We start from the raw sequence: 25339 nt of genomic DNA on the forward strand, positions 1-25339 counted from the left end.
GGGATGACCAGTCCCTTGTCGGGGCCGATGCCGTCGACCCACCGCGAGAGCGACGTCAGGCCGGCCGGGGTCATCAGGTCGGCATACGTGCGCGGGTCGTGCGCTGCGACGAGGTCGTACGGCGCCCCGGTGGCGCTGGTGAGTAAGACGGAGTTCGCCCGGTAGCGGTACTGCTCGCGGAGCGCGACGAGGTTGCCGAGCTCGAAGCTCTGCACCCACAGGGGCGCCGACGACCGGTTGAGGTGGTGCCGGGAGACGGCCTCCATCAGGGCGCGCTCCGGGTTGAGCCCGGCGGCGCGGAAGTACGTCGAGTGCTTGATCTCCGGGATGATGCCGATCTCGCGGCCGTACTCCCGGGACAGCCGCTCGCGCACCCGGAGGACCTCCTCGAAGGTCGGCACGTCGTACCGGCCGTTGTAGAGCGTGTTCTCCTGCCGGATCGCGGGTAGCCGCTCGACGGCGCGCAGCGTCTTGAGCTCGGCGAGGGTGAAGTCCTCGGTGAACCACCCGGTGGTGCTCACCCCGTCGAGCAGCTTGGTCGTCTTGCGAGAGGCGAACTCGGGGTGGGACGCCACGTCGGTGGTGCCGGAGATCTCCGGCTCGTGGCGGTCGACGAGCACGCCGTCCCGGGTCATCACGAGGTCCGGCTCGATGTAGTCGGCCCCCATGGCGACGGCGAGCTCGTAGGCGGCGATGGTGTGCTCGGGCCGGTAGCCCGAGGCGCCGCGGTGTGCCAGCACCAGTGGGCTGGTCTGGTCTCGCTGGTGGTCGGCGACGGGGCGGGTGGCGACCGGAGCGGCGGCGCCCGGCGCGCCTTGGGCGGTGCTGACGGCAACGGCGGTGGAGCCCACCATGAAGAGCCCGGCGACGGCGAGGACGGGAAGGATTCTGGTCATGCAGGCGACGCTAGGAAGCCCGGCGCCACGGGGGGCGACGGCAGGGCGACCCCCGGGTGAAGGGGCGTCGAACAGTGGCCAGCGACGAGGTGCGGATTGTCGGCGGCATACAAATAGACTCGCGGTATGCCGGCCACCCGCCTGACCACGTCGACCGCCACCCTGCAGCGGGTCGAGCGGTCGGCCGGGGAGCTGTCGTCCGCGGCGACGCGGCGGATGGAGGGGGCGCACGACTGGTACCGCGTGCTCTCCGCCGAGGACCGGTCGTGGGTCGGTCTGGTCGCCCAGGCCGGCATCGCAGCCTTCATCTCGTGGCTGCGCGAGGGGGGCGACCAGACCCCGGTCACGGCTGACGTCTTCGGGACTGCGCCGCGCGAGCTGACCCGGTCGATCACCCTGCGCCAGACCCTCGACCTCGTGCGCTCGGTCGTCGACGTGGTGGAGCAGGACGCGACCGCCCTGGCCGAGCCCGGCGAGGAACAGGCCCTGCGAGAGTCGGTGCTCCGTTACTCCCGGGAGATCGCCTTCGCGGCTGCCGAGGTCTACGCCCACGCGGCCGAGGCGCGCGGCGCCTGGGATGCGCGGCTCGAGGGCCTGGTGGTCGACGCGGTCCTGCGCGGTGAGGCCGACGACTCCATGCAGTCCCGGGCCGCGGCGCTCGGGTGGGGGTCCACGACCCGGGTCGCCGTCATTGCCGGCAGCACGCCGCCCGGCGGGTCCGAGGGCGTGGTCGACGGACTGCGCCGTGCGGCCGAACGGGTGGGGGTCGACACGCTGGCTGCCGTCCAGGGACGCCGGTTGGTCTGCATCTTCGGCAACGTGGACGACCCGATGGCCGCGGCCCGGGCAGTGGCCGACCACTTCGGCGACGGACCGCTCGTCGTGGGGCCGACGGTCCCCCACCTGTTCGCAGCCGGGCGTTCGGCGCGGGCGGCGCTGGCGGGCCAGTCGTGCGCCCACGCGTGGCCCGGGGCTCCGCGACCGGTCACCGCCGACGACCTGCTGGCCGAGCGCGTGCTGGTCGGCGACGCGCCCGCCCGGGCCCTCATGCTCGACCGCATCTGGCACCCGCTGTCCTCCAGCAGCGGCGCCCTGCTGGAGACGGCCTCGGCCTACCTCGAGTCCGGTGGCGGGCTCGAGGGCACCGCCCGCGTGCTGTTCGTGCACCCCAACACGGTCCGCTACCGGCTCGGCAAGATCGCCGAGCTGACCGGCTACCAGCTGACCGACCCGCACGACGCCCACACCGTGCGCATCGCCCTCGCGCTGGGGCGGCTCAGCCGACCGGTCAGCCCGAGGACACCGACCCGCCGCTGACGTGCGCTCGCCCGCTGAGACACTGCTCACACGAAGCGCAGCCGGCGCGACAGTTCCACGCCTCGTTTGTAGACATCCTCCAAAAGACCTCTCCGATGTTCGTGCCAAACGGTCACGCAGGCGCGACCCTCCGACCGAGAGGGTGGGGACGTGCTAGCAATCGTCTGCCCCGGACAGGGCTCCCAGACCCCCGGTTTCCTCGCGCCCTGGCTCGAGCTCCCGGCGTTCCGTGCGCGGCTCGAGTCGCTCTCCGACGTGGCGGGGCTCGACCTCGTCACGCACGGCACGACCTCGGACGCCGAGACGATCAAGGACACCGCGGTCGCCCAGCCGCTGATCGTGGCGGCCGGTCTGGCCGCGGCTGCCGTGCTCATGCCCGGTGGACCGGTCGGCCCGGTCGGCGTCACGGCGGGCCACTCCGTCGGCGAGATCACCGCCTCCGCCTTCGCCGGCGTGCTGTCCGACCACGACGCGATGGTGTTCGTCCGCGAGCGTGGCGCCGGCATGGCCGCCGCCAGTGCGCTGACCCCCACCGGCATGAGCGCCGTCCTGGGTGGCGACCCGGCCGAGGTAGCCGAAGCACTGGCGCGGCACGGACTGACCGCTGCGAACGCCAACGGTGCGGGTCAGACCGTCGCCGCCGGCACCCTCGACCAGCTCGCGGCGTTCGCCGCTGACCCCCCGGCCAAGGCCAGGGTCATCCCGCTCCAGGTGGCCGGCGCGTTCCACACCAGCCACATGTCGCCCGCCGTCGACGCCCTCCAGCAGCTCGCGGCCGACTTCGAGGTGAGCGACCCCGGGGTCACGCTGCTGTCCAACGCCGACGGCCAGCCCGTCGCCGACGGGGCCGACGCCTTGGCAYGTCTGGTCAAGCAGGTGAGCAGCCCCGTGCGCTGGGACCTGTGCATGCAGACCATGGTCGACCTCGGGGTCACCGCGATGGTCGAGCTGGCCCCCGCCGGCACCCTCGTCGGGCTCGCCAAGCGCGCGATGCCCGGAGTTGCCACACTGGCAGTGAAGACGCCCGACGACCTCGAGGCGGCGCAGCAGCTCGTTCGCGACCACGGCGGAGACCCCGCCGACGCAGGATCCCTCCCGACCGACGCGCAAGAGGCCTGACATGAGCACACCAGCCCCCAAGGGCACCGGCTTCATCACCCCGTCCGAGGGTGCCACCTACGCCCGCATCATGGGCGTCGGCGGCTACCGGCCCGAGCGCGTGGTGATGAACTCGGAGATCATCGAGGCGATCGACTCCTCCGACGAGTGGATCCAGGAGCGTTCCGGCATCAAGAGCCGTCGCTTCGCCGCCAAGGACGAGTCCGTCGTCGACATGTCCGAGGAGGCCACCCGCGAGGCCGTGACGGCGGCCGGGCTCGAGGCCTCCGACGTCGACGCGGTCGTCGTGGCCACGGTGACCCACCCGTACCAGACGCCCGCCGCGGCCCCGATCCTCGCGGACCGGCTGGGCATCCGGGGTGCGGCCTTCGACATCTCCGCGGCGTGCGCCGGCTACTGCCACGCGATCAGCCTCGCCAGCGACATGGTGCGGGGTGGCAGCGCCCGCCACGTCCTCGTGGTCGGCGTCGAGAAGCTCTCCGACTTCACCGACCCGACCGACCGCGGCTCCGCGTTCATCTTCGGCGACGGTGCGGGCGCCGCGATCGTGGGCCCCTCCGACACCCCCGCCATCGGTCCGACCGTCTGGGGCTCCGACGGCTCGCAGTGGAAGACCATCTCGCAACGCGACTCGTGGGTCGAGGTGCGTGACGGCGACCTCGGCTGGCCGGCCATCGGCATGGCGGGTCAGTCCGTCTTCCGCTGGGCGGTCTGGGGCATGGCCCCGGTGGCCCAGAAGGCCCTCGACGCCGCCGGCGTGCGGGCCGAGGACCTCGACGCGTTCATCCCGCACCAGGCCAACATGCGGATCATCGACGCCATGATCAAGCAGCTCAAGCTGCCCACCGACATCCCCGTCGCGCGCGACATCGCCGAGACCGCGAACACCTCGGCCGCCTCGATCCCCCTCGCCACCGAGCGGATGCTGCGCGAGGGCGAGGTCCCGCACGGCGGGCTGGCCCTCCAGATCGGCTTCGGCGCCGGACTGGTCTACGCGGCCCAGGTCGTCGTCCTCCCCTGAAGACTCCCGTCGGCCCGCGGGTGAACCGGGCCACCGCAGTGACCACCCCACGTGACGACCACCAGTCACACCACCAACAGAAGGAGCTGAGCCGGATGGCGCAGAGCGAACAGGAGATCCTCGAGGGTCTGGCCGAGATCGTCAACGAGGAGACCGGGCTGGACACCGAGTCGGTGCAGTCCGAGAAGTCCTTCACCGACGACCTCGACATCGACTCGCTGTCGATGATGACCATCGTCGTCAACGCCGAGGAGAAGTTCGGCGTGCGGATCCCGGACGACGAGGTCAAGAACCTCAAGACCGTCGGCGACGCCGTCGCCTTCATCGCCAAGAACCAGGGCTGAGCCCGGCACCACCCAGCACCACCCGCGCGGTGGCGGCCACGCGGCATACCCAAGCCGCATGAGCCGCCACCGCGCACCGGCCGCCCAGCCCCGCACAGGCCCGCACCGGCGACCAGCCACCGCACGACCCGACGAAGGAGCAGACCCAGCCATGACCGCCGAACGACGCGTCGTCGTCACAGGCCTCGGAGCCACCACCCCCGTGGGCGGCACCGTCCCCGAGACGTGGGACGCCATCCTGGCCGGACGGTCGGGCGCCAAGACCATGGACTTCGACTGGGTGGAGAAGTACGAGCTCCCAGTGAAGTTCGCCGCCACGATCCACACCCAGCCGACCGAGGTGCTGACCAAGGTGGAGGTGCGCCGGCTCGACCCGAGCGCGCAGTACGCCCTGATCGCCGCCCGCGAGGCGTGGGCCGACGCGGGCGCCCCCGAGGTTGACCCCGAGCGGCTGGCGGCGTGCATCGGCACCGGCATCGGCGGCGTCTGGACGCTGCTCGACCAGTGGGACAACCTGCGTGAGAAGGGCCCGCGACGGGTGTTCCCGCTCGCCGTGCCCATGCTCATGCCCAACGCCTCCTCCGCGGCGGTGTCGCTGGAGATCGGCGCCAGGGCCGGCGCCCACACGCCCGTCTCGGCCTGCGCCTCCGGGCTCGAGGCGATGGGCTACGCCTACGAGATGATCCGCAACGGCCGCGCCGACATCGCCGTCGCCGGTGGCACCGAGGGGGCCGTGCACGCCCTGCCGATCGCCGGGTTCGCCGCCATGCAGGCGCTCTCGACCCGCAACGACGACCCCGAGCGCGCCTCGCGCCCCTACGACACCGGCCGCGACGGCTTCGTGCTCGGCGAGGGCGCTGCCGTGATCGTGCTCGAGGAGTACGAAGCAGCCAAGGCTCGTGGGGCGACCATCTACGCCGAGATCGGCGGGGTCGGGATGTCCTCCGACTCCCACCACATCGCGGCGCCGGAGCCCGAGGGCGCCGGCGCGTCGCGGGCGATGCGCGAGGCGGTCGAGCGGGCGGGCCTCACACCCAAGGACATCGTGCACGTCAACGCCCACGCCACCTCGACCCCGGTGGGTGACGTGGCGGAGTCGAACGCGATCCGCCGCGCCTTCGGCGACGACGCCGACGGTATGCCGGTCAGCGCCACGAAGTCGATGACCGGTCACCTGCTCGGCGCCGCCGGTGCGCTCGAGGGCGTCCTGACCATCCTCGCCCTGCACCACCGGATCGCGCCGGCGACGATCAACCTCGACGACTTCGACCCCGAGATCAAGCTCGACGTCGTGCACGGAGAGGCACGCAAGCTGCCCGGTGGCGACATCGCGGCCCTCAACAACTCGTTCGGCTTCGGCGGTCACAACGTGGCGGTGGTCTTCACCTCCGTCTGACCCTCCCAGCTGCCGCAGCGGTCATTCAACAGCCCCGGCTGGGCATGGGTCAGCGGGTCAGGGGCGGCCGGTGGGGGTTGTCGTGGGCCTACCGGGGGGCGTGCTCGGCGGTCCGGTCGGCCTCGCCGTAGGACTTGCCGTCGAGGTCGGCCGCCCGGTCGGCGACCCCGGTGACGTCGGGGACCCGGGGGACGATGGAGAGGCGGTTGCCCTGGGAGAGGTGGAGCTGGTCCGGGCCGAGGTGCTCGACGGGCCGGTCGTGGGGGCCGAAGGTGCCACTCGCCCGCCAGAGGTGGAGGATTCCGAGCTGGGGCTGCTGGTCGTGGTCTGCGTCGGCGTGGAGTTCGTCGTCGGGGACTCGGGGCCAGGTGGCTGGCGTCGCTCGATGCTGGGCACGGCAGCCGGGACCGGCTGCTGGTCGCTGGTCGGCTGCACGAGGCCGACGACGAGTCCCACCACGGCAGCAGCACCCAACGCCGACGCGAGGGACAAGCGGGTGCGCGGCCCCCACCAGCCGCGGCGCCACTCGGCCGCGCGACGGCGACGGAGCGGCGCGGGCAGGTCGACGCGCATCGCGGCAACACTGTGGCCAGGAGCGGCAAGCCATCCAGTCACGGGCACGACCAGCAGAGCGGTGAGACCGGCGGTCACCCAGCCGGGGTGCAACACCAAGGCCGCCAGCGCACTGAGGGCTCCGGAGGTCGCCAGAGCGAGCTCGGCGACGTTGGCTCGCGCGGCGTCGCTCCACCGCAGGTCGCCCCGCACCTTGGGGGTCCGCAGGAAGACCCCGTGAGGTTCCACCAATCCCCTCACACAGGCAACGGCCACCACCCAGCCGAGGGAGAGCCAGACCAGGTAGGCGCCGGCCGCGTCCCTGAGAGTTGCCTCCCGCCCGACCGCCTTGAGAACGGCCACGGCACGCACCATGCCCAGCAGCACCAGCACCGGAACAGCGATGATCAGCAGGCCGCTGATCCTCCGCACGACAAAACCTCCGCCCAGAGCGAGGTCGAGCAGGCTCAGCATGACCACGAGGCTGAACACCAGGCCAACCAGGTCACCGAACCACTGGAAGCCACCGATGAGATAACCCAGGCGTTGGCTCAGCGAGAGCTGGGTCCCCCGGCTCCACGGCAGCAGGTGGCGCCAGTGCCGCTTGAGGATCTGCATTCCCCCGAAGCACCAGCGGAACCTCTGCCGCTTCAGGGCTTCGAACGTCAAGGGCATGATCCCTCGCCCGAAGGCGGCGTCCAGGTGGTGCCCGGTCCAGCCCTTCTTCAGCAGCCGCAGAGAGAGTTCCGCGTCCTCCGTGACACACCACTCGTCCCACCCCCCGACGTCCATCAATGCCGATCGCCGGACCAGGCCCATGGTGCCGCCGAAGATCGCGGCGGCTCGCTCGTCCCGTGAGGGCTGCGACACGGTGAAGAAGTAGTCGTAGCTGAAGTAGAGACTGCGCAGGTAGCGCGCGTGGGCCCAGTCCCGATAGTCCTGGGGTGACTGCACGAAAGCCACCTGCGGATCTGCGAACGCCCCGACCGTGGAGCGCAACCAGTCAGGGTCGACCTGGTAGTCCGCGTCCACCACGGCGATCAGCTGCGCGCGAGGATCGGAGTGCTCCTCGGCGAAGTTCAGGGCGCCGGACTTGTAGCCGGGCCAGTCAAGCAGCCGATGGAAGCGGAGCAGCTCCGGGTGCGCTGCACAGAACGCCTCCACGGGCGCACACAGGGCGTCGTCAGTGGTGTTGTTGTCGATGACCAGGACCTCGTAGCACGGGTAGTCGAGGGCCAGCAGGGCTGTCAGGGTGTCGATCACCAGGTCGGGAGGCTCGTTGTGGCTGGGTACGTGGATGGTCACGAAGGGAAGGTCCCCTGATTCGCTGTGGGTCGCCGCGGCCTCAGGGAGGATGCGTCGTAGCCAGACCCGCGAGCCCAGGGCGTCGTGGATCTCCCACACGTAGCTGAGGATGAGGAGGTAGGCCACCACCTCCAACGACAACAGCCCCCAAGCTCCCACCAGAGGGAGGCCGTCGAGACCCGACTCGAGAGTCCACACCGTCATGGCGACGAGGTAGCCAGCGCCGGCGGCTACGGTCAGGGTCCAGCTGGTGTGTGCCCAAGGTCCCCAGCGCCGGGTCACTCGCAACCAGGGCAGCGTCGAGACCCAGAGCACGACGAGGGGCCACCCGAGGGCATGGGCAGGAATCCAGACCGAGAGGACTCCGCAGACCAGGAGCAGCGGCAGGAGGGGGTGCACGAGACGCGTCACGATCGACGAGGGGCGGCTGTGCCGAGCGATGCGGGGGGTGCCCGATCGGACGGACGCGAGGAAGACGACGGTTGCCGACGCCCCAGCCATCACGGCCAGCAGAACCAGCTCGGCCACAGCAACTCCGTTCCTCGTCGTCGGCGTGAAACCTACCGCCATCCGGGCCGCCCGGAAATTGTCGTGTCAACACGCCGCTCGACGACGCCTCAGCCGTTCGGCCGACACCTGGAGCGCCCGCCTCGAACCTCGGGGCGGGCGCTCTATCGTGTCCCAACGGTCGCTGCAGGGGCGGCCCGGGGAGGGCATCGATGGTCGGCAGGTCGGGGGGGACCCTGGGGGGTCGGGAGCGCATTCTCATCGTGGACCAGCTTCTGGCGGGTCGGCTCAAGAGGGCCTCGCGCCGTCACGTGCTGCGGCGTCCGCAGACCTGGGGTGCGCCCCTGGTGACGAGTGCCGTGCTGCTGCTGGCCGTCACCGCGCCGAACCTCCTGGGGGCTCGGTCAGGTGAGGTCTCCGCGGCGGTCCTGGCAGCACCCCTGGTCTTCCTGGCGGCCACGGCCGCCAGCGTCGTCCACACCGTCCTGGCCATCGGCAGGCACTGCGACCGGGAGTTCGTCCCCGGCCGCATCATCGGCCTGACGGTCGGGAGCCAGACGATCCGGTTCCGCGACCACGACTCGTGCACGGAGCTGGCCTACTCGTGCGTCGTCGCGGTGGTGACGCTGCGGGACGTCGTGGTGGTCGACCTCGGGCAGCGGTTCTGGTGCCTGCCGATGGAGCTCTTCGACGGCGTGGGGCTCGAGGTGCTGCGGACCCGCGCCGGCCGTCCGGTCGTGGGCATGGCGCTCTGGCCCGAGCTGCAGTCCTAGGTCCGGCCGCGCGTCAGCGGGGCGGTGGCGGCAGGGTGATGCCGATCAGCGGCGAGGTCGTGGAGCTGGTACTCGAGGGCGTCGGCTTGCCGGTCGACGAGTGGGTGGACTTGCCCCTCGTCTTGGTGCTGGTGGCGGTCGTCGAGGTCGTCGAACCGGCCCCCGTCGCCGGGGCCTGCGTGGGCGCCGTCGTCGAGACGGGCGCAGGCGGCGTCGTCCGCGCCGACGTCGACCTGGAGACCGTTGCGGCCGGGGTGCCCGTGGCATCGCCGGACGTCACACCAGGCCGCGCGGTCAGCGAGGTGCTGGCGCTCCCAGGGCCCTCGGCGTCGGCGGCGCCGGCCCGATCGGGGAGCACGAAAGCGAACGACGCCAACGCGGTCACCCCGCCGACCCAGAGCAGCACCAGTCCCGGCAGCGGCTTCCAGGACGCCTCACGTCCCACGGCCTCACGGTGCCTCAGGAACTCGCGGAGGTAGGCGAGCAGGGTCACGACCGCTGCCGCCGAGATCAGCCAGAGCGTCCACGACGCCACCATGGCGCCACGGGGCAGATCGGCGGCCAGGATGAGCCAGGCGCACCACAGCAGCGTCCCCACACAGGCTGCGGACAGCGCCCCCAGGATGAGCTTGGGGCGGGTCACACGTTCCTCCAGAGTTGAGCGGACAGCGCGCAAGGCTACCCAACCCCCGGCCGAACCCCCGAAACGTGCAGGTCAAGAGGGTGCCGCAGGACGCTCAGCCGACCTTCGTGAGGCTCAGCCGACCCTTCTCGAGGCTCAGCCGACCTTGTGGAGCCAGCGCACCGGAGCACCGTCACCGGCATACCGGAAGGGCTCCAGCTCGGCGTCCCAGTCGGTGCCGAGCAGCTCCTCGACCATCTCGACCATCGCCTCCGGTGAGCCCTGCGACAGCCGCATCACGTCACGGAGCCGGTCCTCGTTGATCACCGCGTCGCCGGACGCCGAGGTCCACGTGTGGTGGATCCCCAGAGCGGGGGTGTGCGACCAGCGCGACCCGTCGGCTCCGGCGCTCGGCTCCTCGGTGACCTCGTAGCGCAGGTTGTCCCACCCGCGCAGCGTCGAGGCGAGCTTGGCGCCGGTGCCCTGCACTCCTGCCCACGGGAACTCCGCGCGGACGAGTGCGGCACCGGCCGGCTGTGGGGTCCAGTCGATGGCCAAGCGGCCGTCGAGGGCGGACTCGAGGGCCCAGGTGATGTGCGGGCACAGCGCTTTCGGGGTGGAGTGAATGAACACCACCCCGCGGGTCATGACACGCGGCATCGCGACAGACATTCCGGGCCTCCTTGGTGTGCGAGGGACGTCTTCCCCACGAACCTCGTCACCTGCTGGCTCGGCCTGTTGCCGCGTTGTTCAGTTGGCTGTGCGGGACCCATTGTGCACCACAAACCACATCCGCACCAGCAATACCACGCACCTCGGCCCCATCAAGGTGAACAGTCCAGCCGAGTCCCAGGTATGCCGCGTCGTCACCGCCCGGCACCTGCCTGCCCTCCGGTCGGACGGCGGTAGGCTCGCGGCGCCCAGCCGGTGCGAGCCGAGCTGGTGCCGGGGCAGTAGCTCAGTCGGTCAGAGCAGCGGACTCATAATCCGTCGGTCGTCGGTTCAAGCCCGACCTGCCCCACCCACAGCTGTATGAGTTCGGCTCATGCGCGACGGATTGGCTCCGGGACATGCCTGACATGGCTTCGGGTCATCCTTGACACTGGCTCCGGCTGATTCTTGACACTCACCTCATGTTGGTGGAGCTGAGTGTGGTGGAGCAGAAGTATCAAGCGGTTTTGGCAGTGATCGGCGACGGCCGTGAGGTCACCCACGTGGCCTCACTCAGCTGGTGCGCGCACTCGGCTCGGAGCTGGCTGTGCCAGCGTGGGTTAAACGCCGGCGCAGGTCGGACTGCGCGGGAGGCGGCCTGAACCGGAGAGCCGGCTTCAGTGCTTCGGCTATCGCTGTCAATCGCGAGATGAACGCTTGCGTCCGCATCTCATCACTTGGGCTCGGCGCCCAGGTCGTAACGGCGTTCGCCGTGCTCGCGATAGCAGGACGGACGGGGAGCCATCAATTCTCTGTTTGAGAGTAGCGCCGCGCCTAGTGGGCCTCCTAGGTTCCCTTCACCGTCAAACAGGCATTGGGACGGCCGACATCTAAGGGGGTGTGCCGCATGCAGATCGAAATCTTCGAGGACGACGACTCCTTCACCTGCCAGAGCTTCATGTGACCGACTGGTCGGTGTGAGTGAGGCAGCCGAAATGCCTCACTCACACCGACCACCGGCTCGCTACATCCATATGGCTACGGATGCACGAGCCTTCAGTGTCCCAGTCCTTCGCGAGGACGCGGCGATGTTGCCGCCTAAGGAGAGCCGATGGAATACCGAGTCTTGGCCGGCACAGACGCCACGTGGGTCGCATGCCAGGGGAAGGTCGCGCGACTGCCACGCGAGGCGTCAGAGAACGGTTCGCTCACAAACGATGCCCTGGAAGCGTTGGCCTCGACTGGCTTTCTGGCGCCAGTCACAACCAATGCCTTCTCCGTCACGATCTTCACCACAACGTCCTGCAATCTGGGCTGCGGATACTGCTTCCAGAACGTGGAACCAGTACGGCCCGGAGTGACTGCCCCCAAACGCATTCCGTCCGTGTACATGTCGGCAATGACGCTGGAGCGGGTCGCCGACTTCATCGCCGGACGCCAGGCGGCTCTGAACCTGCCAGAGCTAAAGGTACTTCTCTTCGGCGGCGAGCCGTTGCTGCGCAGAGACGCATGCCTCAACATCCTGTCCCGGTTGGCTCCTCTCGGCTTGGTTGCAGCAGGCATGGTCACCAACGCGGTGCTCTTGGACCGTGATGTCGCCTCGCAACTCCTCGAGCGCGGGATGCGCGAGGTTCAGGTCACGTTCGATGGCGACCGCGAGAGCCATGACGCAACCCGCGCCACCCGCAACGGTCGAGGAACTTACGACACGATCCTCGGCAACCTCCAGGCCTGCGCGGACATCGACTTCAGCTGGCAGTTTCGCCTGAACCTCTCGCACAAGAATCTCCACTTGGTCCGATCCACCATCGCGGACTTGGAGAGCATCACCTTCCGACGCCCACTCAAGATGCGACTGGCCCTGGTGGACGATGTAGGGCTTGGGTACTCGAATGACCTCCGATACGGGCCAGCACTGTCCGCGCAACTCAAGGAACTCATCGTTCACGCGCTAGGGGCTGGCTTCTCCGTGCCCATCACGGCAAGCAATTCGGACTGCACATTCTGCGGAGACTTCGACGCGAAGTCCGGTGCCGTCATCAACGCAGACGGCAAGCTATTCAGTTGTTGGGAGACCGCCGGCCGATCGGATTGGGAGGTCGGAGACGTTGAGGGTGGCTACAGCCCCGACAGCCAAATCGCGCAACGTTGGGTCAGCTGCGACCATTCGGCGGCACCCAAGGGCGAAGCAGGTGCAGCCCGGCAGTTCTGGGATGATGTTGACGCCTTCACTTTGGACCAATCCTTCGCCCGCTCAACACTGGCCCGCAGCCCGGCCATGGTGAAGGCGTGACGTCGGACCCAACGGCGGACAACTCCCAGGCGTTCTACGACAGCCTCTCGGCTCTCGGTTACGACGCCCTCAAGGCAGGCGACGACAGACGCATCTGGGCGGCTCAACTGAATGGGCTGCTCGGGCAGCATATGCCCGACGCGATCACGGCCCTCGACCTCGCTTGCGGTACCGGCGACAGCACCGCGATGCTCGCCGATCTCGGCCTTCGAGCGGTCGGCTGCGACCTCTCCGTCGAAATGTTGGCCCGCGCTGGCATCAAATACCCCGATCTCGTCTTCCACCAGGCCGACATCCGGAGCCTGCCCCGCGCTTGGGAGGGCTTCGATGTCGTCACCATGTGTGGGGACATCCCCAATCACCTACTTAGCGAGGCCGAGTTGGCGTCAGCAGTCGGTGGCGCCGTAGCAGTCCTTCGCCCCGGCGGGCTTCTCGTCCTGGATGCCAACACTCATTGGACGTTCGAGACGCTCTACGCCGGGACCACCGTGCTTGAGTACCCCAACGACTTCTTCGTCTGGAACCGCACCGATCTGCGAACGACTGGACCGGGGTTGTACGGCCTGAAGCTCACACGGTTCAGCTCCCGTCCACATGGTTGGATTCGCAGTGATCACGTCGTTGCGGAACGGTTCTACTCGCTGGCGACACTGCAGACTGTCATTGAGAAGAGCGGTGCTTCTGTGGTTGCTGCACTGGGCGTACGAATGGGGCAGCTCGTCGACGTCGATACTCCAAATGCCATCAAGTGGATCCTGCTGGCCCGCTCGTGGGCGGACCATCCCTGCGCTCGGCCGGTGACGGACTGACGCTGACGGACGAGCATGGCACCGCTAGTTGGCGCCTTGGTTGTGTGCCGGCACTCCAGCGCGCCTGACGCCCCGCACCGAGGGGCTCAACAGCGAGGTGGCCACCACCAGCACATAGGCCCCAGCTGACATCACCAGCAGGTGGGTCTCGGCTACGTGTTCAGGCAGCCAGCCGTACAGGAACATGCCCGCGGGAAGACCCACCAGCGAGCCTAGGGCGTCATAACTTGCGACCTTGCCCAAGGCCGTCTGGGGCACGTGCTGCTGCAATGAGGTCTCCCACCCGATCGCGAACACGGCGCCACCGGCCCCGGCGACCGCGAAGCCAGCGGCTATGACCGGAAGGGGAGCTTGCGCCGCCAGCGCGAGGATGGGTAGCGAGTAGAGCGCCATGGCCACGAGGCCGGCGGAGACTGGCCGAGCGGGTTGTCGGCTCACCAGCACTGCCGTCATGATGACCGTCCCCGCCGCCTCCAGCGAGAGCGCAAGTCCCCAGCCCTTGCTTCCGATGGAGGGAGTGTGGTTCGCGATGGTTGCCCCCAGCACCGTGATACTCCCAACGTGGATGGCGTTCAGGACCGCGAATGTCACTACGACGATCCAGACCCAGGACCTGACGGTGAACTCTCTCCAGCCGGCGGCGACGTCGGACAGCATGGACGATCGAGCCACAGGGGCACCACGTTGTTGGCCCAGCCGTATGCGACCGAGACACCACAGAGCTATGCCGTAAGTCGCCGCGTCTGCTGCTAGGGCCCAGCCGGGGCCGGTGGTGGCCACCATCAGCCCAGCGAGGGCCGGGCCGGCGACCTGCGTTGTGCTTCTTGACATCGACACCAGGGCGTTGGCCTGAGGCAACGTCGAACGCTCCGTGACCAGAGGGACGATCCCCATCATCGCCGGCATCGTGAAGGCCGTCGCGGCTCCGTTGACCGCCTCGATGATGGTCAACGCCGCGACAGTCCCGTCACCCGAAATTATGAGATAGGCAGCGACGCCTTGCGAGAAGAAGGTGACCGCATGGCCTGCACGCAGAACAGCGACGGGTGACAGCCTGTCGGAAATCACCCCGCCCACCAGCAGGAACAGCAGCGTTGCAGTCACGCGGACGCCTAGGACCTGCGCGAGTGATGAGGGCCGAGAATCGACGTGTAGCACGGCGAATGCAAGCGCGACTGGCGCCATGCTGGAGCCGGCCAACGAGATGGTTCGCGCTGCGAGATACCACGCGAACGACGGCTGGCGCAGGGCGGTAAGGGCCTGGCTGTTCACGACTTCTTCCGCATGCGGAAGGCCGCGACGTTCAGGCTCACTCTCAGGGTGCCGTTCGACCTCGGAGGCTTTGCTGAGGCGTGGACCACCGCTGACGCCTCGTCGAGCAGCGCTACGACCCTGGTCCATACCTGCGGGTCGACCCARAGTTCGGCGTCGGTGAACGAACCGCTGGACTTGTCTCGGTATCCCTCATACTTCTCGAAGCGGCTGATCATGAGGCTGGCAAAGGCGGTCACCCAGGCGATGCGGTCCTCTTGCGACACCTGGGCCGCTGCATGTTGGCCATGTCGCCATGGGTGGCGGTATCTGCGTGCCGCGCCTCCGCGGATGACGACGCCCTCGCATTCCTCGATCAGTCCTGACGCCAACAAATACCGCAGATGGTACGAAGCATTCGCTTGCGTCATTCCGAGCTCGCGCGCCACGTCGCTGGCGCTCAACTCTGACCCCGTGAGCAGGGACAGGATGGTGAGCCGGGTTGGGTGGCTCAGCGCTGTGGTGGGGCTGATCTGGCCTGTGCGCATCGACATGACTCCACATTCCTATTGACCCGGCCTGAGTGTCCAATGTTTCTTTGAGGGTCGTGAGGTGCTGAGCAGGGTCCGCCGCTCTCATGACTGGGTCGAGGCGATGGTTGCCCCACGACGCACGGGACAGGTATGACCACCATCCGATTCGCGGTGCTGCCGACCCGCAGCGTGAAACCCGACCCGAAGAACACCGCAAGGACCTCGGCAACCTCGACGAGCTGGCGGTCAGCCTGCGGGTCAACGGCATGCAGCAGCCGATCATCGTCAACGCGACCGGGCCGAACACGTACCGCTTGGTCGACGGGGCGCGGCCACCCTTGACCCCACCACTCCGGCAGACTCCCCTGCTCCGCTATCGGGTCGGTGACTCCCCGTGGTCCAGCTCTTCGAGAACGCAAATGGTCGCGATCCGCGCGAATCGTCACGCTGCTTCGTCGATGCACCTAATCTTGGCTCGTGCGGATTCACCTCAGGACGCCTAGCGCCATCAACGAGGCCTCGCGTTGGACCCCCACGCCGCGCCAAGGGTGGGCTTTCTGGGCCGTGTCAGGAGTCGTCTTCCTCTTCGCCTGGCTGGCTGCCGGACGGTGGGGTCTCTTTGTCGGTCTGCTCGCAGTTGCGGTGGGCAGTTGGCTTGCCGAGCGAGCGGTGCCGCGCAAGCCCGACCTCGATAAGGAAAAGCCACCAAGCACGTAGATCTGACCCGCGCGGGGCAGGACACCGAGCAGGACAAGACGATTGTTTCCGGGTCTCGAACAACCACGACAAGACGGCAGCCACCAAGCACGAAGAGTGCCCTAGAGTTCCTCGCGGCCGCACGACTGACGGGCACTCCGTAGGTTGGCGGTTCGGGGCACCATCCGAGTGCCCGTGGCACATGGGTGGCACACCAGTTTGAGAATCGACCGTTTCGGGCGTCAGACGACCACCACCAACTGAGCACGAATCGGCCCAAGACCGCCCCTGACCTGCACCTTCGGGACCTCTGATACTCCGTCGGTCGTCGGTTCAGGCCCGACCTGCCCCACCGACCGCGTGGCTGCCCCTCGCTCCTCCGTGCCTTGCACCGGAACCGGAGCCCCCGGGCTGCCGTTTCCTGCGGATGCCCATGTTGCCTTTGGGTGACATGTGGGGGCGGAGGTGTCAGGGAACTGCGACAAACGGGTAGGTTGCCGGACATGACGGAGCCACTGGTCGTCCTCAAGGGCGTCAACAAGCACTTCGGCGAGCTGCACGTCCTCCAGGACATCAACCTGTCCATCGGCAAGGGCGAGGTCGTCGTCGTGATCGGACCCTCGGGGTCCGGCAAGTCGACCCTGTGCCGCACCATCAACCGGCTCGAGACCTTCGAGACCGGCTCGATCACCATCGACGGCGTGCCGCTGCCCGAGGAGGGCAAGGAGCTCGCGAAGCTGCGGGCGGACGTCGGCATGGTGTTCCAGTCCTTCAACCTGTTCGCCCACAAGACGATCCTCGACAACGTCACCCTGGGCCCGATCAAGGCGCGCAAGGTCCCCAAGGCCGAGGCCGAGAAGCGCGCGATGGAGCTGCTCGAGCGGGTGGGCGTCGCCCACCAGGCGCAGAAGTTCCCCGCCCAGCTCTCCGGCGGCCAGCAGCAGCGCGTGGCCATCGCGCGGTCGCTGGCCATGGACCCGAAGGTGATGCTCTTCGACGAGCCGACCTCGGCCCTCGACCCCGAGATGATCACCGAAGTGCTCGACGTCATGGTCGCCCTCGCCAAAGAGGGCATGACGATGGTCGTCGTCACCCATGAGATGGGCTTCGCCCGCAAGGCAGCCAACCGGGTCGTCTTCATGGCCGACGGCCAGATCGTCGAGGAGAACGACCCCGAGGGCTTCTTCACCGCACCGAAGTCTGACCGCGCCAAGGACTTCCTCGGCAAGATCCTCACCCACTAGCCATCCCAACCACGGGTCCTGAGACATCGGGATCCCTTGACGCAGAACGACATCCAGACCGCACCGCACTGAACACCGGGGCGCGCCAGCGCAGCGGGCAACACATCAGGAGGAAACGGAATGAAGATTCGTCAGATTGGCGCAGTGACCGCCGCATCGGTCCTCGCGCTCGGCCTGACCGCCTGTGGCGACAGCGCCAAGGACGGCGGCACGGGTGGTGGCGGCGGAGGCAGCAAGTTCAAGGTCGGCATCAAGTTCGACCAGCCCGGCCTCGGCCTCAAGGAGGGCTCGAAGTACACGGGTCTCGACGTGGACGTCGCGACCTACGTCGCCAAAGAGCTCGGCCATGCCGCCGGCGACATCCAGTGGGTCCAGGCCCCGTCCGCCCAGCGCGAGACGCTCATCTCCACGGGACAGGTCGACATGGTGGTCGCGACCTACTCGATCAGCGATGCCCGCAAGCAGAAGGTCACCTTCGCCGGCCCGTACTTCGTCGCCGGTCAGGACCTCCTCGTCCGCGCCGACGACACCTCGATCACCGGGCCGGAGAACCTCACGGGCAAGAAGCTGTGCTCGGTGACCGGTTCGACGTCCGCCCAGAAGGTCAAGGACAAGTACCCGGGCGTGCAGCTCCAGGAGTTCGGCACCTACTCCGAGTGCGTCACCGCCCTGGTCTCCAAGGGCGTCGACGCCCTGACCACCGACAACACCATCCTCGCCGGCTACGCCGCTCAGGCGCAGTACAAGGGCAAGCTCAAGGTCGTCGGCAAGACCTTCTCCGAGGAGCGCTACGGCATCGGCATCAAGAAGGGTGACACCGCCACCTGCGAGAAGATCAACACGGCCATCGGCAAGATGATCTCCTCAGGTGAATGGCAGAAGGCGATCGACGCCAACCTCGGCCCGGCCGGGTTCAAGGTCGACAGCGCGACCAACCCGCCCAAGCAGGACGCCTGCTCCTGACCGGTTCCACACCGCTGTCGGTATGCCGCCCGCTCACCCGAGCGGGCGGCATACCGGAGCGCATGTCCTCCTCCCCCGCGACGGAAGGCTTCCCTGCATGGGCGACATCCTGAGCACCTATGGCCCCGAGATCCTCAAGGCGTTCTGGGTCACGATCCGGTTGGCCCTCGTGGCGGGCATCGGCTCGCTCGTCATCGGCACCCTCATCGCCGTCATGCGGCTGTCGCCGGTGCGCGTCCTGCGCCTGATGGGCGCTTGGTACGTCAACGTGTTCCGCAATACTCCCCTGACCCTGCTCATGGTCTTCAGCATCCTGGGCCTGACGTACATCCTCGGACTCAACCTCGACCAGGAGGACATCACGCAGAACGCCCTGCGGTGGTCGGCCGTGATGCTGTCGGTCTACCACGCGGCCTTCGTCTGTGAGGCGCTGCGGTCGGGTGTCAACACCGTGCCAGTCGGCCAGGCCGAGGCCTCCCGTTCCATCGGGCTGACATTCTCCCAGAGCATGCGGGAGGTGATCCTGCCGCAGGCCTTCCGCGGGGCCGTCGCGCCGCTGGGCTCCAACTTCATCGCCCTCATCAAGAACACCACCGTGACGGCCGTGATCGTCGCCGCCGAAGCGGGAGGCCTGATGCAGAAGATCATCGAGAACGAGACCGGCACGCTGTCAGTGTTCTTCATCTTCGCCCTCGGGTTCGTCGTGCTGACCCTGCCCCTCGGCGTCTTCTTCACCTCGCTGTCGCGTCGGCTGGCGGTGAAGCGATGAGTGCCTCCGTCCTGTTCGACGCCCCAGGCCCCCGTGCGCGTCGGCGACACGCCATCTTGTCGGTCATCGGCGTCCTGCTCCTCGTCGCGACCGGCTACGTGGTCGTCCGCAAGATGCAGGCGGCCAACCAGCTCCAGGGCTACATGTGGGAGCCATTCGTGACCGACCGCTCGGTCTGGCGTGACTACCTGCTGATCGGCTTGTGGGGCACGCTCAAGGCTGCGGTGATCTCCATCGCCCTGGCCATCGCCTTCGGGTTGCTGTTCGGCGTGGGTCGGCTCTCGAGCATCAGGGCGATCCGCTGGGTGTCCGGCGTCGTCGTCGAGTTCTTCCGCGCAGTCCCGGTGCTGATCATGATGATCGCCAGCTATGGCTACTACTCGCGCGCCGGCGTGTTCTCGAGCGAGACTGCACCCCTCGCCGGCGTCGTGACCGGGCTGACCCTCTACAACGGGTCCGTCATCGCGGAGCTGGTCCGCTCGGGTGTCTTCTCCCTGCCGAAGGGCCAGTCCGAGGCCGGTCTGTCCATCGGGCTGACGGAGTCGCAGACCCTGCGCTCGATCCAGCTGCCACAGGCCATCACGGCCATGCTGCCCGCCCTGATCGGCCAGTTCGTCGTCATCCTCAAGGACTCGGCGCTGGGTTACTCGATCACCTACGGCGAGCTGCTCATCTGGTCCAAGACCTTGGGGTCGGCGTTCGCCAACACCCTGCCCGCCTACATCGTCGCCGCGTTGCTCTTCATCCTCATCAACTTCACCCTCACCGTGATCGCGAGCCGGCTGCAGCGCAGGCTCTCGCGTCGCGGGCGCACCACGATCCGAGAGGCGGCGGCCGTGCCAGCGCCCGCCTCCGCGGGCGCGGACGCCTGAGCGAGCCCGGTCGACCCCACGACGAAGGCCCCGGACCTGGTGGTCTGGGGCCTCGTGGTGGGGTGGCTCCCCCGGTTGGACTCGAACCAACAACCTGCCGATTAACAGTCGGCTGCTCTGCCAATTGAGCTACAGGGGAAAGTCCGTCGGCGGTCCCCCGCGTTCGGCGCTGCGCAACCATAGCAAAGGATGCGCGCAGTTCTGAAAACGGCCCGGCCGTCGCCGAAAGCGTCGCTAGAGCCCGACCTGCTCGCGCAGGTAGACCAGCGCCGCCTCGGTGCGGGCGACCAGCTCGGGGTCGCCGGCTCGGACTCCTCGGCCGAGCACGACCTGCTCCACCAGGCCGCCGCTGGCGAGGTCCTGACGAAGGGCCACCTTGGCCGTCCGCCGAGGTCCGAGCTCGATGCGCTGGGTCAGCACCACGCTCGCCTGCACGCGCTCACGCAGGGTCTCCGGCACGAGGCTCGTCGCGCCCAGCACCCACTGGGACGGCCGTGACCCGTCCACCCAGGTGACCGTGAGCTGGCTGAGCTCAGCCGACCAGGTGCCTCCGTCCACCTCGTGCCACGGGCGGTGGAGGGTGCGCTCCCCGGCCGCGTCGACGGCATACAGCGCATGGTTGGTGGCGACCACGGTGGTGCCGCTGGCCTCCTCGCGCCCCCAGCTGAGCACCCGCTCGCCCGACCCGAGCCCGACCGCGGCGCGCACCTCGGAAGGCAGCCGCTCGGGGCGACGCAGCGAGAGAGCCATCAGGACGCCTGGTCGCGCAGGGTCGCGAGCTCGCGCTGCAGGTCCTGCAGCTCGCCGCTCAGCGTGCGTGCCTGAGCCGGGTCGGTGTGCGGGTCGGTCGCCATCCGCCGCATGGCCGACATCGCGTCGGCGATCCTACGGGTCAACGAGACCTCCTGCACGCGGGTGAGCAGCGCGTCGATGTAGCGGCGCTCGGGCAGGCCGGTCGCCTTGTCGAACCGGGTCGGCAGGGACGCGACGGCCAGCTCGGCGACGAGACCGTGCACGGCCAGGGGTGCCGCCTGCGTGACGCGGTCGGCCCACGCCTGGACGGACAACCCCCGCTGAGGGCCCCCCGCGCCGCGCACCCCGTCGAACACGGCCCGGTGAGCGGGAGCGGTGAACGCGTCGGCGGAGACCTTGTCCACGTCGCCCGGGGAGAAGCTGTCGGGGTACTGCAGCAACGTCTGGAGCAGCTGGCGCTCGGCGAAGACGATGGGGTCGCGCAGGTCGGGGGCGGGTAGTGCTGCGCGGGCCTCCTCGATGGAGGGCTCAGGCACCGTGTCGGCGTCCGGTCGGTTGCTGCCTGCGTCGCGCGAGCGTTCGTGCTGCCCGGGTCGCCCGTCGCGACCGCCACGCCCGGCTGGGGCGTCGTGAGCCTCCTTGGCGTCACGGGCCGCCATCCGCTGCGCACGCGACACCTCGGCCTGCACCTGCTCGACCTCGACCCCGATCCACCCAGCAACGGTGCGGATGTACTCCGGACGCATCGAGCTGTCGCGGATCGAGTTGACGATCGGGGCAGCCGCACGCATCCCCTGCACCCGCCCTTCGGCTGTGGTGAGGTCGAACCGCGCGATGGTCGTCCGGACCGCGAACTCGAACATCGGCACGGCGTCGTCGATGAGGTGGCGCACGGCGTCGTCCCCCTTGGCGATCCGCAGCTCACACGGGTCCATGCCGCCGTCGGCGACGGCCACGAACGACTGGGACGCCCACCGCTGGTCCTCGCCGAACGCCCGCATGGCGGCCTTCTGACCTGCCGCGTCTCCGTCGAAGGTGAACACTACGCGGGCCGGCGCCAGGTCGGCCTCGTCGCGCATGATCCGCCTCAGCAGCTTGATGTGGTCGACGCCGAACGACGTGCCGCACGTGGCCACCGCACCCTCGATCCCTGCGAGGTGACAGGCCATGACGTCGGTGTAGCCCTCGACGATGACGGCCTTGCGGTCGCCCGCGATCGACTTCTTCGCGGCGTCGAGGCCGTAGAGCACGGTCGACTTCTTGTAGATGGGGGTCTCGGAGGTGTTGAGGTACTTGGCTGCGATCCGGTCGTCGTCGAAGAGCCGCCGGGCGCCGAAGCCCACGGTGTCGCCGGTGATGTCACGGATCGGCCAGACCAGCCGCCCGCGGAACCGGTCGTAGAGCCCGCGGCTGCCGCGACCCGACAGCCCAGCGAGGGTGACCTCGTCGTCGGTGAAACCCTTGGCCCGCAGGTGGCGTGACAGCTCCTCGCCGCCCCGCGGCGCGAAGCCCACGCCGAACTTCTTGGCCGCCTCGCTGTCGAACCCGCGCTCGCGCAGGAAGTCGCGCCCCGCCCGGGCCTCGGGCGCGTTGAGCAGGGCGTGGTGGTAGAACTCCTGCGCCACCCGGTGGGCCTCGATCAGCCGCGAGCGGCGCCCGAGGGACTCGCCGCCAGCGGGCTTGCCACCCTCCTCGTAGTGCAGCTCCATGCCGATCTTCTGCGCGAGCCGCTCGATGGCCTCGGTGAAGGTGAGGTGCTCGACCTTCTGCACGAAGGAGATGACGTCGCCGCCCTCGCCGCAGCCGAAGCAGTGCCAGGCACCCACGGCCGGGCGGACGTTGAACGACGGGGACTTCTCGTCGTGGAAGGGGCACAGGCCCTTCATCGAGCCGGGACCGGCAGGTCGCAGGGTCACGTGCTCGCGCACGACATCCTCGATGGACGAACGCTCCTTGACGAGCGCGACGTCCTCGGCCTTGATCCGACCCGCCACTGGCCCTCCTTGTCGCGGTTGAGTCTAGGTGGTGCCCAGGACGTCGCCCGGTCAGGCCCAGGCGCGGTGCAGGTGCTCCGCCCGCACATCGGTCAGGGACGCGACCTGGTCGACCACCACCCGCAGGGCTGCGGCGTCGTCACCGGCGGCTTTCCAGTCGCCCAGCAGGTCGGGGTCGAGCCGTCCGACGGGGTCCTGCTGGTAGGCGGCGACCAGGTCGGCGACCACCCCCCGCTGGCGACTCAGCACGTCGACCCGCTCCTGGGCGTGCATGACGAAGTGGGCTGCCACGGCCTTGAGCACGGCGCACTCGGCCCGGGTGTCGTCGGGCACCACGAGGTCGGCGGCGTAGCGGGTGAGCGGCCCGTCACCGTGCCGCTGCCGGGTGGCCACCTCGACCGCGTGGACGAACCGGCCGATGAGCCTCGACGTCATGTCCTTCAGCGCCGCGCGGTCCACCCTCGAGCCGTCGTATGCCGTGGGCACCGCGCCGCTGGCGAGCACGCTTTCCAGCGCCGCACCGAGGGCGTCGACCCCGAGGTCTGCGGCGTACAGCCCGGTCGCCACGGCGAGGACGGAGTCGACGTCGGTGCGGTCCCGCAGGCGTCGGACGTCGAGCCGCCCCGAGGCGATCGCGTCCTCGACGTCGTGCACGGAGTAGGCGACGTCGTCGGACCAATCCATCACGTCGGCCTCGATGCACCGCTCGCCGTCAGCGCGGCCGTCGCGGAACCACTCGAAGACCGGGAGGTCGTCGGCGTAGACCCCGAACTTGCCCCCGGCACCGGTCTCGCCGTCCCCCCGGCTCCACGGGTACTTGGTCGCGGCGTCGAGCGTTGCCCTCGTCAGGTTGAGCCCGGCGGGTCGTCCGTCGGGGTGGACCCGTTTGGGCTCGAGCCGGGTCAGCAGCCGCAAGGTCTGGGCATTGCCCTCGAACCCGCCGATGTCGCGCGCGATCTCGTCGAGGGCGCGCTCGCCGTTGTGGCCGAACGGTGGGTGACCGAGGTCGTGCGCGAGGCAGGCGGAGTCGACGACGTCGGCGCTGCACCCGAGGGCCTGGCCGAACTCGCGGCCGATCTGGGCGACCTCGAGGCTGTGGGTGAGCCGGTTGCGCACGAAGTCGTCGTCGCCGGGCTGCACCACCTGGGTCTTGGCCGACAGCCGGCGCAGGGAGGCGGAGTGGACCAGCCGGGCCCGGTCCCGCGCGAAGTCGTCGCGGTCGGCCCGTTTCGTGGCAGGGTCCTCCCGCACCCAGCGCTCACGGTCGACCGAGCTGTACGCCACGGTGGCGAGCCTAGGGCCGGGCGGCCCGCGCTGCCTCGGCGGCCCGCTCCACCCATTTGGGCTGGGTGCCGTAGCGCTGGCTGGGGATCAGCCGCCCGGCCGCGCTGTCCTCCAGCAGCTGGGCCATCCGCTTCTCGCGGGTCGCCTCCTGCTTGGCGGTCATCACCCAGTGCTGGGCGAGCCTCTTGTACGACGCGGTGGCCACCTCCCAGAAGGCGCTCGCGGCCGCGTCACCGGCCAGCCGCGCGGCATACTCCGGCGCGAGGTCGACGACGCCGGCCTCCTCGTAGGAGTAGACGCCGGAGCGGTCCTCGCGCCGGAGCTCATAGGCGGCCAGCCCCGGCGGTTGCATCCGACCCTCGGCCTTGAGCCGCTCGACCGCGGCGATGTTGATGGCGCTCCAGTTGCTGGTGGCCTTGCGGGGCGTCCAGCGCTGGCGGGTCGCGTCCTCGTCGATGCGCTGGGCGACCGAGTCGATCCAGCCCCAGCAGAGCGCCTCGACCACCGCCTCCTCCCAGGTGAGCCCGCGGTCGGGGACGTGCTTCTTGTACAGGCCCATCCAGAGCTCGGTGGCGCTGTCGTGGTGGGCAGCCAGCCAGGCGCCGAACTCCTCGGGTCCGGAGAAGAACGTCGCCGGGCGCTCCACGGTGCCCCCTGGCGTCCCGATCCGCCTCGACCTCGTCGTAGCCATGGCGGCAGCCTGCCACGCGACCCTGACGACGCGCTCGGTCATCGGACGAGGGCCGCATTTGCGCTGGTCAGCGCGTTGACAGAAGGTGGAGGCATGACCTCCAACTCAACCAAGACCGACAAGACCGTCGCCTTCCTCGTCGCCAAGGAGGGGATCGAGCGGGTGGAGCTCACCGAGCCGTGGCAGGCCGTCACCGACTCCGGGGCCCGCGCCGTCCTGCTCTCACCCGAGGCCGGTGAGGTCCAGACCTTCGACCACCTCGACAAGGCAGAGACGCGACCGGTCGACCAGACGGTGTCATCGGCATCCGTCGACGACTTCGACGCGCTGGTCCTGCCCGGCGGCGTCGCGAACCCTGACGCGTTGCGCACCGACGCGGACGCCGTCGCGTTCATCCGCGACTTCGTGGCCAGCGGCAAGCCGGTGGCCGCGATCTGCCACGCCCCCTGGACGCTGGTCGAGGCCGACGTCGTGAGCGGACGCACCGTCACCAGCTGGCCCAGCCTGCAGACCGACCTGCGCAACGCCGGAGCGGAGTGGGTCGACGAGCAGGTCGTCCAGGACGGCAACCTGATCACGAGCCGCAACCCCGACGACCTGCCTGCGTTCAACGCCGCGTTGCTCGAGGCCATCACCCACGGCGCGGCCAGCCAGACGGCCTGAGCCCTCCCTCGACGTCGCCCG

23 protein-coding genes and 2 tRNA genes are annotated in these 25339 nt (G+C 69.1%); 14 read left to right on the top strand and 11 right to left on the bottom strand.

Annotated elements, in window-relative coordinates:
* Positions 1-896, bottom strand: an 896-nt coding sequence (locus AC1DX8_RS19665) for a glycerophosphodiester phosphodiesterase family protein (RefSeq protein ID WP_477631645.1), incomplete at its 3' end; no start/stop codon positions are given.
* Positions 897-1022: 126 nt separating this feature from the next.
* Here AC1DX8_RS19665 and AC1DX8_RS19670 point away from each other — a divergent pair.
* From AC1DX8_RS19670 to fabF, 5 genes are all read left to right on the top strand, one after another.
* Positions 1023-2213: a PucR family transcriptional regulator gene (locus AC1DX8_RS19670; RefSeq protein ID WP_477631646.1), complete on the top strand. Its 1191-nt coding sequence runs from the start codon at positions 1023-1025 to the stop codon at positions 2211-2213.
* A gap of 150 nt (positions 2214-2363) precedes the next feature.
* Positions 2364-3332 (top strand): ACP S-malonyltransferase, encoded by a 969-nt coding sequence (locus AC1DX8_RS19675; protein ID WP_477631647.1) that lies wholly within the window; start codon positions 2364-2366, stop codon positions 3330-3332.
* Position 3333: 1 nt separating this feature from the next.
* Entirely contained in the window at positions 3334-4353 is a 1020-nt protein-coding gene (locus AC1DX8_RS19680) for a beta-ketoacyl-ACP synthase III (RefSeq protein ID WP_477631648.1), read from the top strand.
* 95 nt (positions 4354-4448) lie between these two features.
* Positions 4449-4697, top strand: coding sequence for an acyl carrier protein (locus AC1DX8_RS19685; RefSeq protein WP_477631649.1), 249 nt, complete (start codon positions 4449-4451; stop codon positions 4695-4697).
* Between the two features lie 151 nt (positions 4698-4848).
* Positions 4849-6093 carry a beta-ketoacyl-ACP synthase II gene (gene fabF / locus AC1DX8_RS19690; RefSeq protein ID WP_477631650.1) on the top strand — a complete coding sequence of 415 codons (1245 nt, stop codon included), beginning with the start codon at positions 4849-4851 and terminating at the stop codon, positions 6091-6093.
* Between the two features lie 57 nt (positions 6094-6150).
* Here fabF and AC1DX8_RS19695 read toward each other — a convergent pair whose 3' ends face one another.
* Complete coding sequence (locus tag AC1DX8_RS19695) at positions 6151-8478, bottom strand: glycosyltransferase family 2 protein (RefSeq protein ID WP_477631651.1); 2328 nt, start codon at positions 8476-8478, stop codon at positions 6151-6153.
* A 242-nt stretch (positions 8479-8720) separates the two neighbouring features.
* On the opposite strand from AC1DX8_RS19695, the gene AC1DX8_RS19700 reads away from it, so the two are divergent.
* Positions 8721-9230, top strand: a complete 510-nt coding sequence (locus AC1DX8_RS19700) for a hypothetical protein (protein WP_477631652.1) — start codon at positions 8721-8723, stop codon at positions 9228-9230.
* Positions 9231-9243: 13 nt separating this feature from the next.
* On the opposite strand, the gene AC1DX8_RS19705 is transcribed toward AC1DX8_RS19700, so the two are convergent.
* Both AC1DX8_RS19705 and AC1DX8_RS19710 read right to left on the bottom strand, forming a co-directional pair.
* On the bottom strand, positions 9244-9873 hold the full coding sequence (locus tag AC1DX8_RS19705; RefSeq protein ID WP_477631653.1) for a hypothetical protein: 630 nt from the start codon (positions 9871-9873) through the stop codon (positions 9244-9246).
* Positions 9874-10008: 135 nt separating this feature from the next.
* Entirely contained in the window at positions 10009-10524 is a 516-nt protein-coding gene (locus AC1DX8_RS19710; RefSeq protein ID WP_477631654.1) for a DUF3145 domain-containing protein, read from the bottom strand.
* Between the two features lie 275 nt (positions 10525-10799).
* Here AC1DX8_RS19710 and AC1DX8_RS19715 point away from each other — a divergent pair.
* The 3 genes from AC1DX8_RS19715 (at position 10800) to AC1DX8_RS19725 (ending at position 13605) form a co-directional block, all read left to right on the top strand.
* Positions 10800-10873, top strand: a tRNA-Ile gene (locus AC1DX8_RS19715).
* Between the two features lie 741 nt (positions 10874-11614).
* Positions 11615-12796 carry a radical SAM protein gene (locus AC1DX8_RS19720; protein ID WP_477631655.1) on the top strand — a complete coding sequence of 394 codons (1182 nt, stop codon included), beginning with the start codon at positions 11615-11617 and terminating at the stop codon, positions 12794-12796.
* Complete coding sequence (locus AC1DX8_RS19725; RefSeq protein WP_477631656.1) at positions 12793-13605, top strand: class I SAM-dependent methyltransferase; 813 nt, start codon at positions 12793-12795, stop codon at positions 13603-13605. Before AC1DX8_RS19720 ends, AC1DX8_RS19725 begins: the two co-directional genes overlap by 4 nt.
* A 24-nt stretch (positions 13606-13629) precedes the next feature.
* On the opposite strand, the gene AC1DX8_RS19730 is transcribed toward AC1DX8_RS19725, so the two are convergent.
* Positions 13630-14877 (bottom strand): MFS transporter, encoded by a 1248-nt coding sequence (locus AC1DX8_RS19730; protein ID WP_477631657.1) that lies wholly within the window; start codon positions 14875-14877, stop codon positions 13630-13632.
* Positions 14874-15410: an ArsR/SmtB family transcription factor gene (locus AC1DX8_RS19735; RefSeq protein ID WP_477631658.1), complete on the bottom strand. Its 537-nt coding sequence runs from the start codon at positions 15408-15410 to the stop codon at positions 14874-14876. The genes AC1DX8_RS19730 and AC1DX8_RS19735 overlap by 4 nt, the downstream gene beginning before the upstream one ends.
* A gap of 1178 nt (positions 15411-16588) precedes the next feature.
* On the opposite strand from AC1DX8_RS19735, the gene AC1DX8_RS19740 reads away from it, so the two are divergent.
* The 4 genes from AC1DX8_RS19740 (at position 16589) to AC1DX8_RS19755 (ending at position 19933) form a co-directional block, all read left to right on the top strand.
* Entirely contained in the window at positions 16589-17329 is a 741-nt protein-coding gene (locus AC1DX8_RS19740) for an amino acid ABC transporter ATP-binding protein (protein ID WP_477631659.1), read from the top strand.
* A gap of 120 nt (positions 17330-17449) precedes the next feature.
* Positions 17450-18292: a glutamate ABC transporter substrate-binding protein gene (locus AC1DX8_RS19745; protein WP_477631660.1), complete on the top strand. Its 843-nt coding sequence runs from the start codon at positions 17450-17452 to the stop codon at positions 18290-18292.
* Positions 18293-18389: 97 nt separating this feature from the next.
* Entirely contained in the window at positions 18390-19061 is a 672-nt protein-coding gene (locus tag AC1DX8_RS19750) for an amino acid ABC transporter permease (RefSeq protein ID WP_477631661.1), read from the top strand.
* Complete coding sequence (locus AC1DX8_RS19755) at positions 19058-19933, top strand: amino acid ABC transporter permease (protein ID WP_477631662.1); 876 nt, start codon at positions 19058-19060, stop codon at positions 19931-19933. The genes AC1DX8_RS19750 and AC1DX8_RS19755 overlap by 4 nt, the downstream gene beginning before the upstream one ends.
* 63 nt (positions 19934-19996) lie before the next feature.
* On the opposite strand, the gene AC1DX8_RS19760 is transcribed toward AC1DX8_RS19755, so the two are convergent.
* The 5 genes from AC1DX8_RS19760 to AC1DX8_RS19780 all read right to left on the bottom strand — a co-directional run bounded on the left by AC1DX8_RS19760 (position 19997) and on the right by AC1DX8_RS19780 (position 24655).
* A tRNA-Asn gene (locus tag AC1DX8_RS19760) sits at positions 19997-20072 on the bottom strand.
* Between the two features lie 95 nt (positions 20073-20167).
* Positions 20168-20683, bottom strand: a complete 516-nt coding sequence (locus AC1DX8_RS19765) for a hypothetical protein (protein WP_477631663.1) — start codon at positions 20681-20683, stop codon at positions 20168-20170.
* Complete coding sequence (dnaG, locus tag AC1DX8_RS19770; RefSeq protein ID WP_477631664.1) at positions 20683-22680, bottom strand: DNA primase; 1998 nt, start codon at positions 22678-22680, stop codon at positions 20683-20685. The genes AC1DX8_RS19765 and dnaG overlap by 1 nt, the downstream gene beginning before the upstream one ends.
* Positions 22681-22731: 51 nt before the next feature.
* Positions 22732-23964: a deoxyguanosinetriphosphate triphosphohydrolase gene (locus tag AC1DX8_RS19775; RefSeq protein ID WP_477631665.1), complete on the bottom strand. Its 1233-nt coding sequence runs from the start codon at positions 23962-23964 to the stop codon at positions 22732-22734.
* Positions 23965-23974: 10 nt separating this feature from the next.
* Complete coding sequence (locus tag AC1DX8_RS19780; protein ID WP_477631666.1) at positions 23975-24655, bottom strand: YdeI/OmpD-associated family protein; 681 nt, start codon at positions 24653-24655, stop codon at positions 23975-23977.
* A 93-nt stretch (positions 24656-24748) separates the two neighbouring features.
* Between AC1DX8_RS19780 and AC1DX8_RS19785 the strand changes: the two genes are divergently transcribed.
* On the top strand, positions 24749-25318 hold the full coding sequence (locus tag AC1DX8_RS19785; protein ID WP_477631667.1) for a type 1 glutamine amidotransferase domain-containing protein: 570 nt from the start codon (positions 24749-24751) through the stop codon (positions 25316-25318).
* The last annotated feature ends 21 nt before the right edge of the window (positions 25319-25339 follow it).

It is taken from the genome of Pedococcus sp. P2_A3 (assembly GCF_056405035.1).

Coding starts and splice junctions, on each gene's coding strand:
- AC1DX8_RS19750 (WP_477631661.1), top strand. CDS start 18,390: ATGGGCGACATCCTGAGCACCTATGGCCCCGAGATCCTCAAGGCGTTC.
- AC1DX8_RS19745 (WP_477631660.1), top strand. CDS start 17,450: ATGAAGATTCGTCAGATTGGCGCAGTGACCGCCGCATCGGTCCTCGCG.
- AC1DX8_RS19685 (WP_477631649.1), top strand. CDS start 4,449: ATGGCGCAGAGCGAACAGGAGATCCTCGAGGGTCTGGCCGAGATCGTC.
- AC1DX8_RS19785 (WP_477631667.1), top strand. CDS start 24,749: ATGACCTCCAACTCAACCAAGACCGACAAGACCGTCGCCTTCCTCGTC.
- AC1DX8_RS19710 (WP_477631654.1), bottom strand. CDS start 10,524: ATGTCTGTCGCGATGCCGCGTGTCATGACCCGCGGGGTGGTGTTCATT.
- AC1DX8_RS19680 (WP_477631648.1), top strand. CDS start 3,334: ATGAGCACACCAGCCCCCAAGGGCACCGGCTTCATCACCCCGTCCGAG.
- AC1DX8_RS19755 (WP_477631662.1), top strand. CDS start 19,058: ATGAGTGCCTCCGTCCTGTTCGACGCCCCAGGCCCCCGTGCGCGTCGG.
- AC1DX8_RS19780 (WP_477631666.1), bottom strand. CDS start 24,655: ATGGCTACGACGAGGTCGAGGCGGATCGGGACGCCAGGGGGCACCGTG.
- AC1DX8_RS19670 (WP_477631646.1), top strand. CDS start 1,023: ATGCCGGCCACCCGCCTGACCACGTCGACCGCCACCCTGCAGCGGGTC.
- AC1DX8_RS19740 (WP_477631659.1), top strand. CDS start 16,589: ATGACGGAGCCACTGGTCGTCCTCAAGGGCGTCAACAAGCACTTCGGC.
- AC1DX8_RS19720 (WP_477631655.1), top strand. CDS start 11,615: ATGGAATACCGAGTCTTGGCCGGCACAGACGCCACGTGGGTCGCATGC.
- fabF (WP_477631650.1), top strand. CDS start 4,849: ATGACCGCCGAACGACGCGTCGTCGTCACAGGCCTCGGAGCCACCACC.
- AC1DX8_RS19765 (WP_477631663.1), bottom strand. CDS start 20,683: ATGGCTCTCTCGCTGCGTCGCCCCGAGCGGCTGCCTTCCGAGGTGCGC.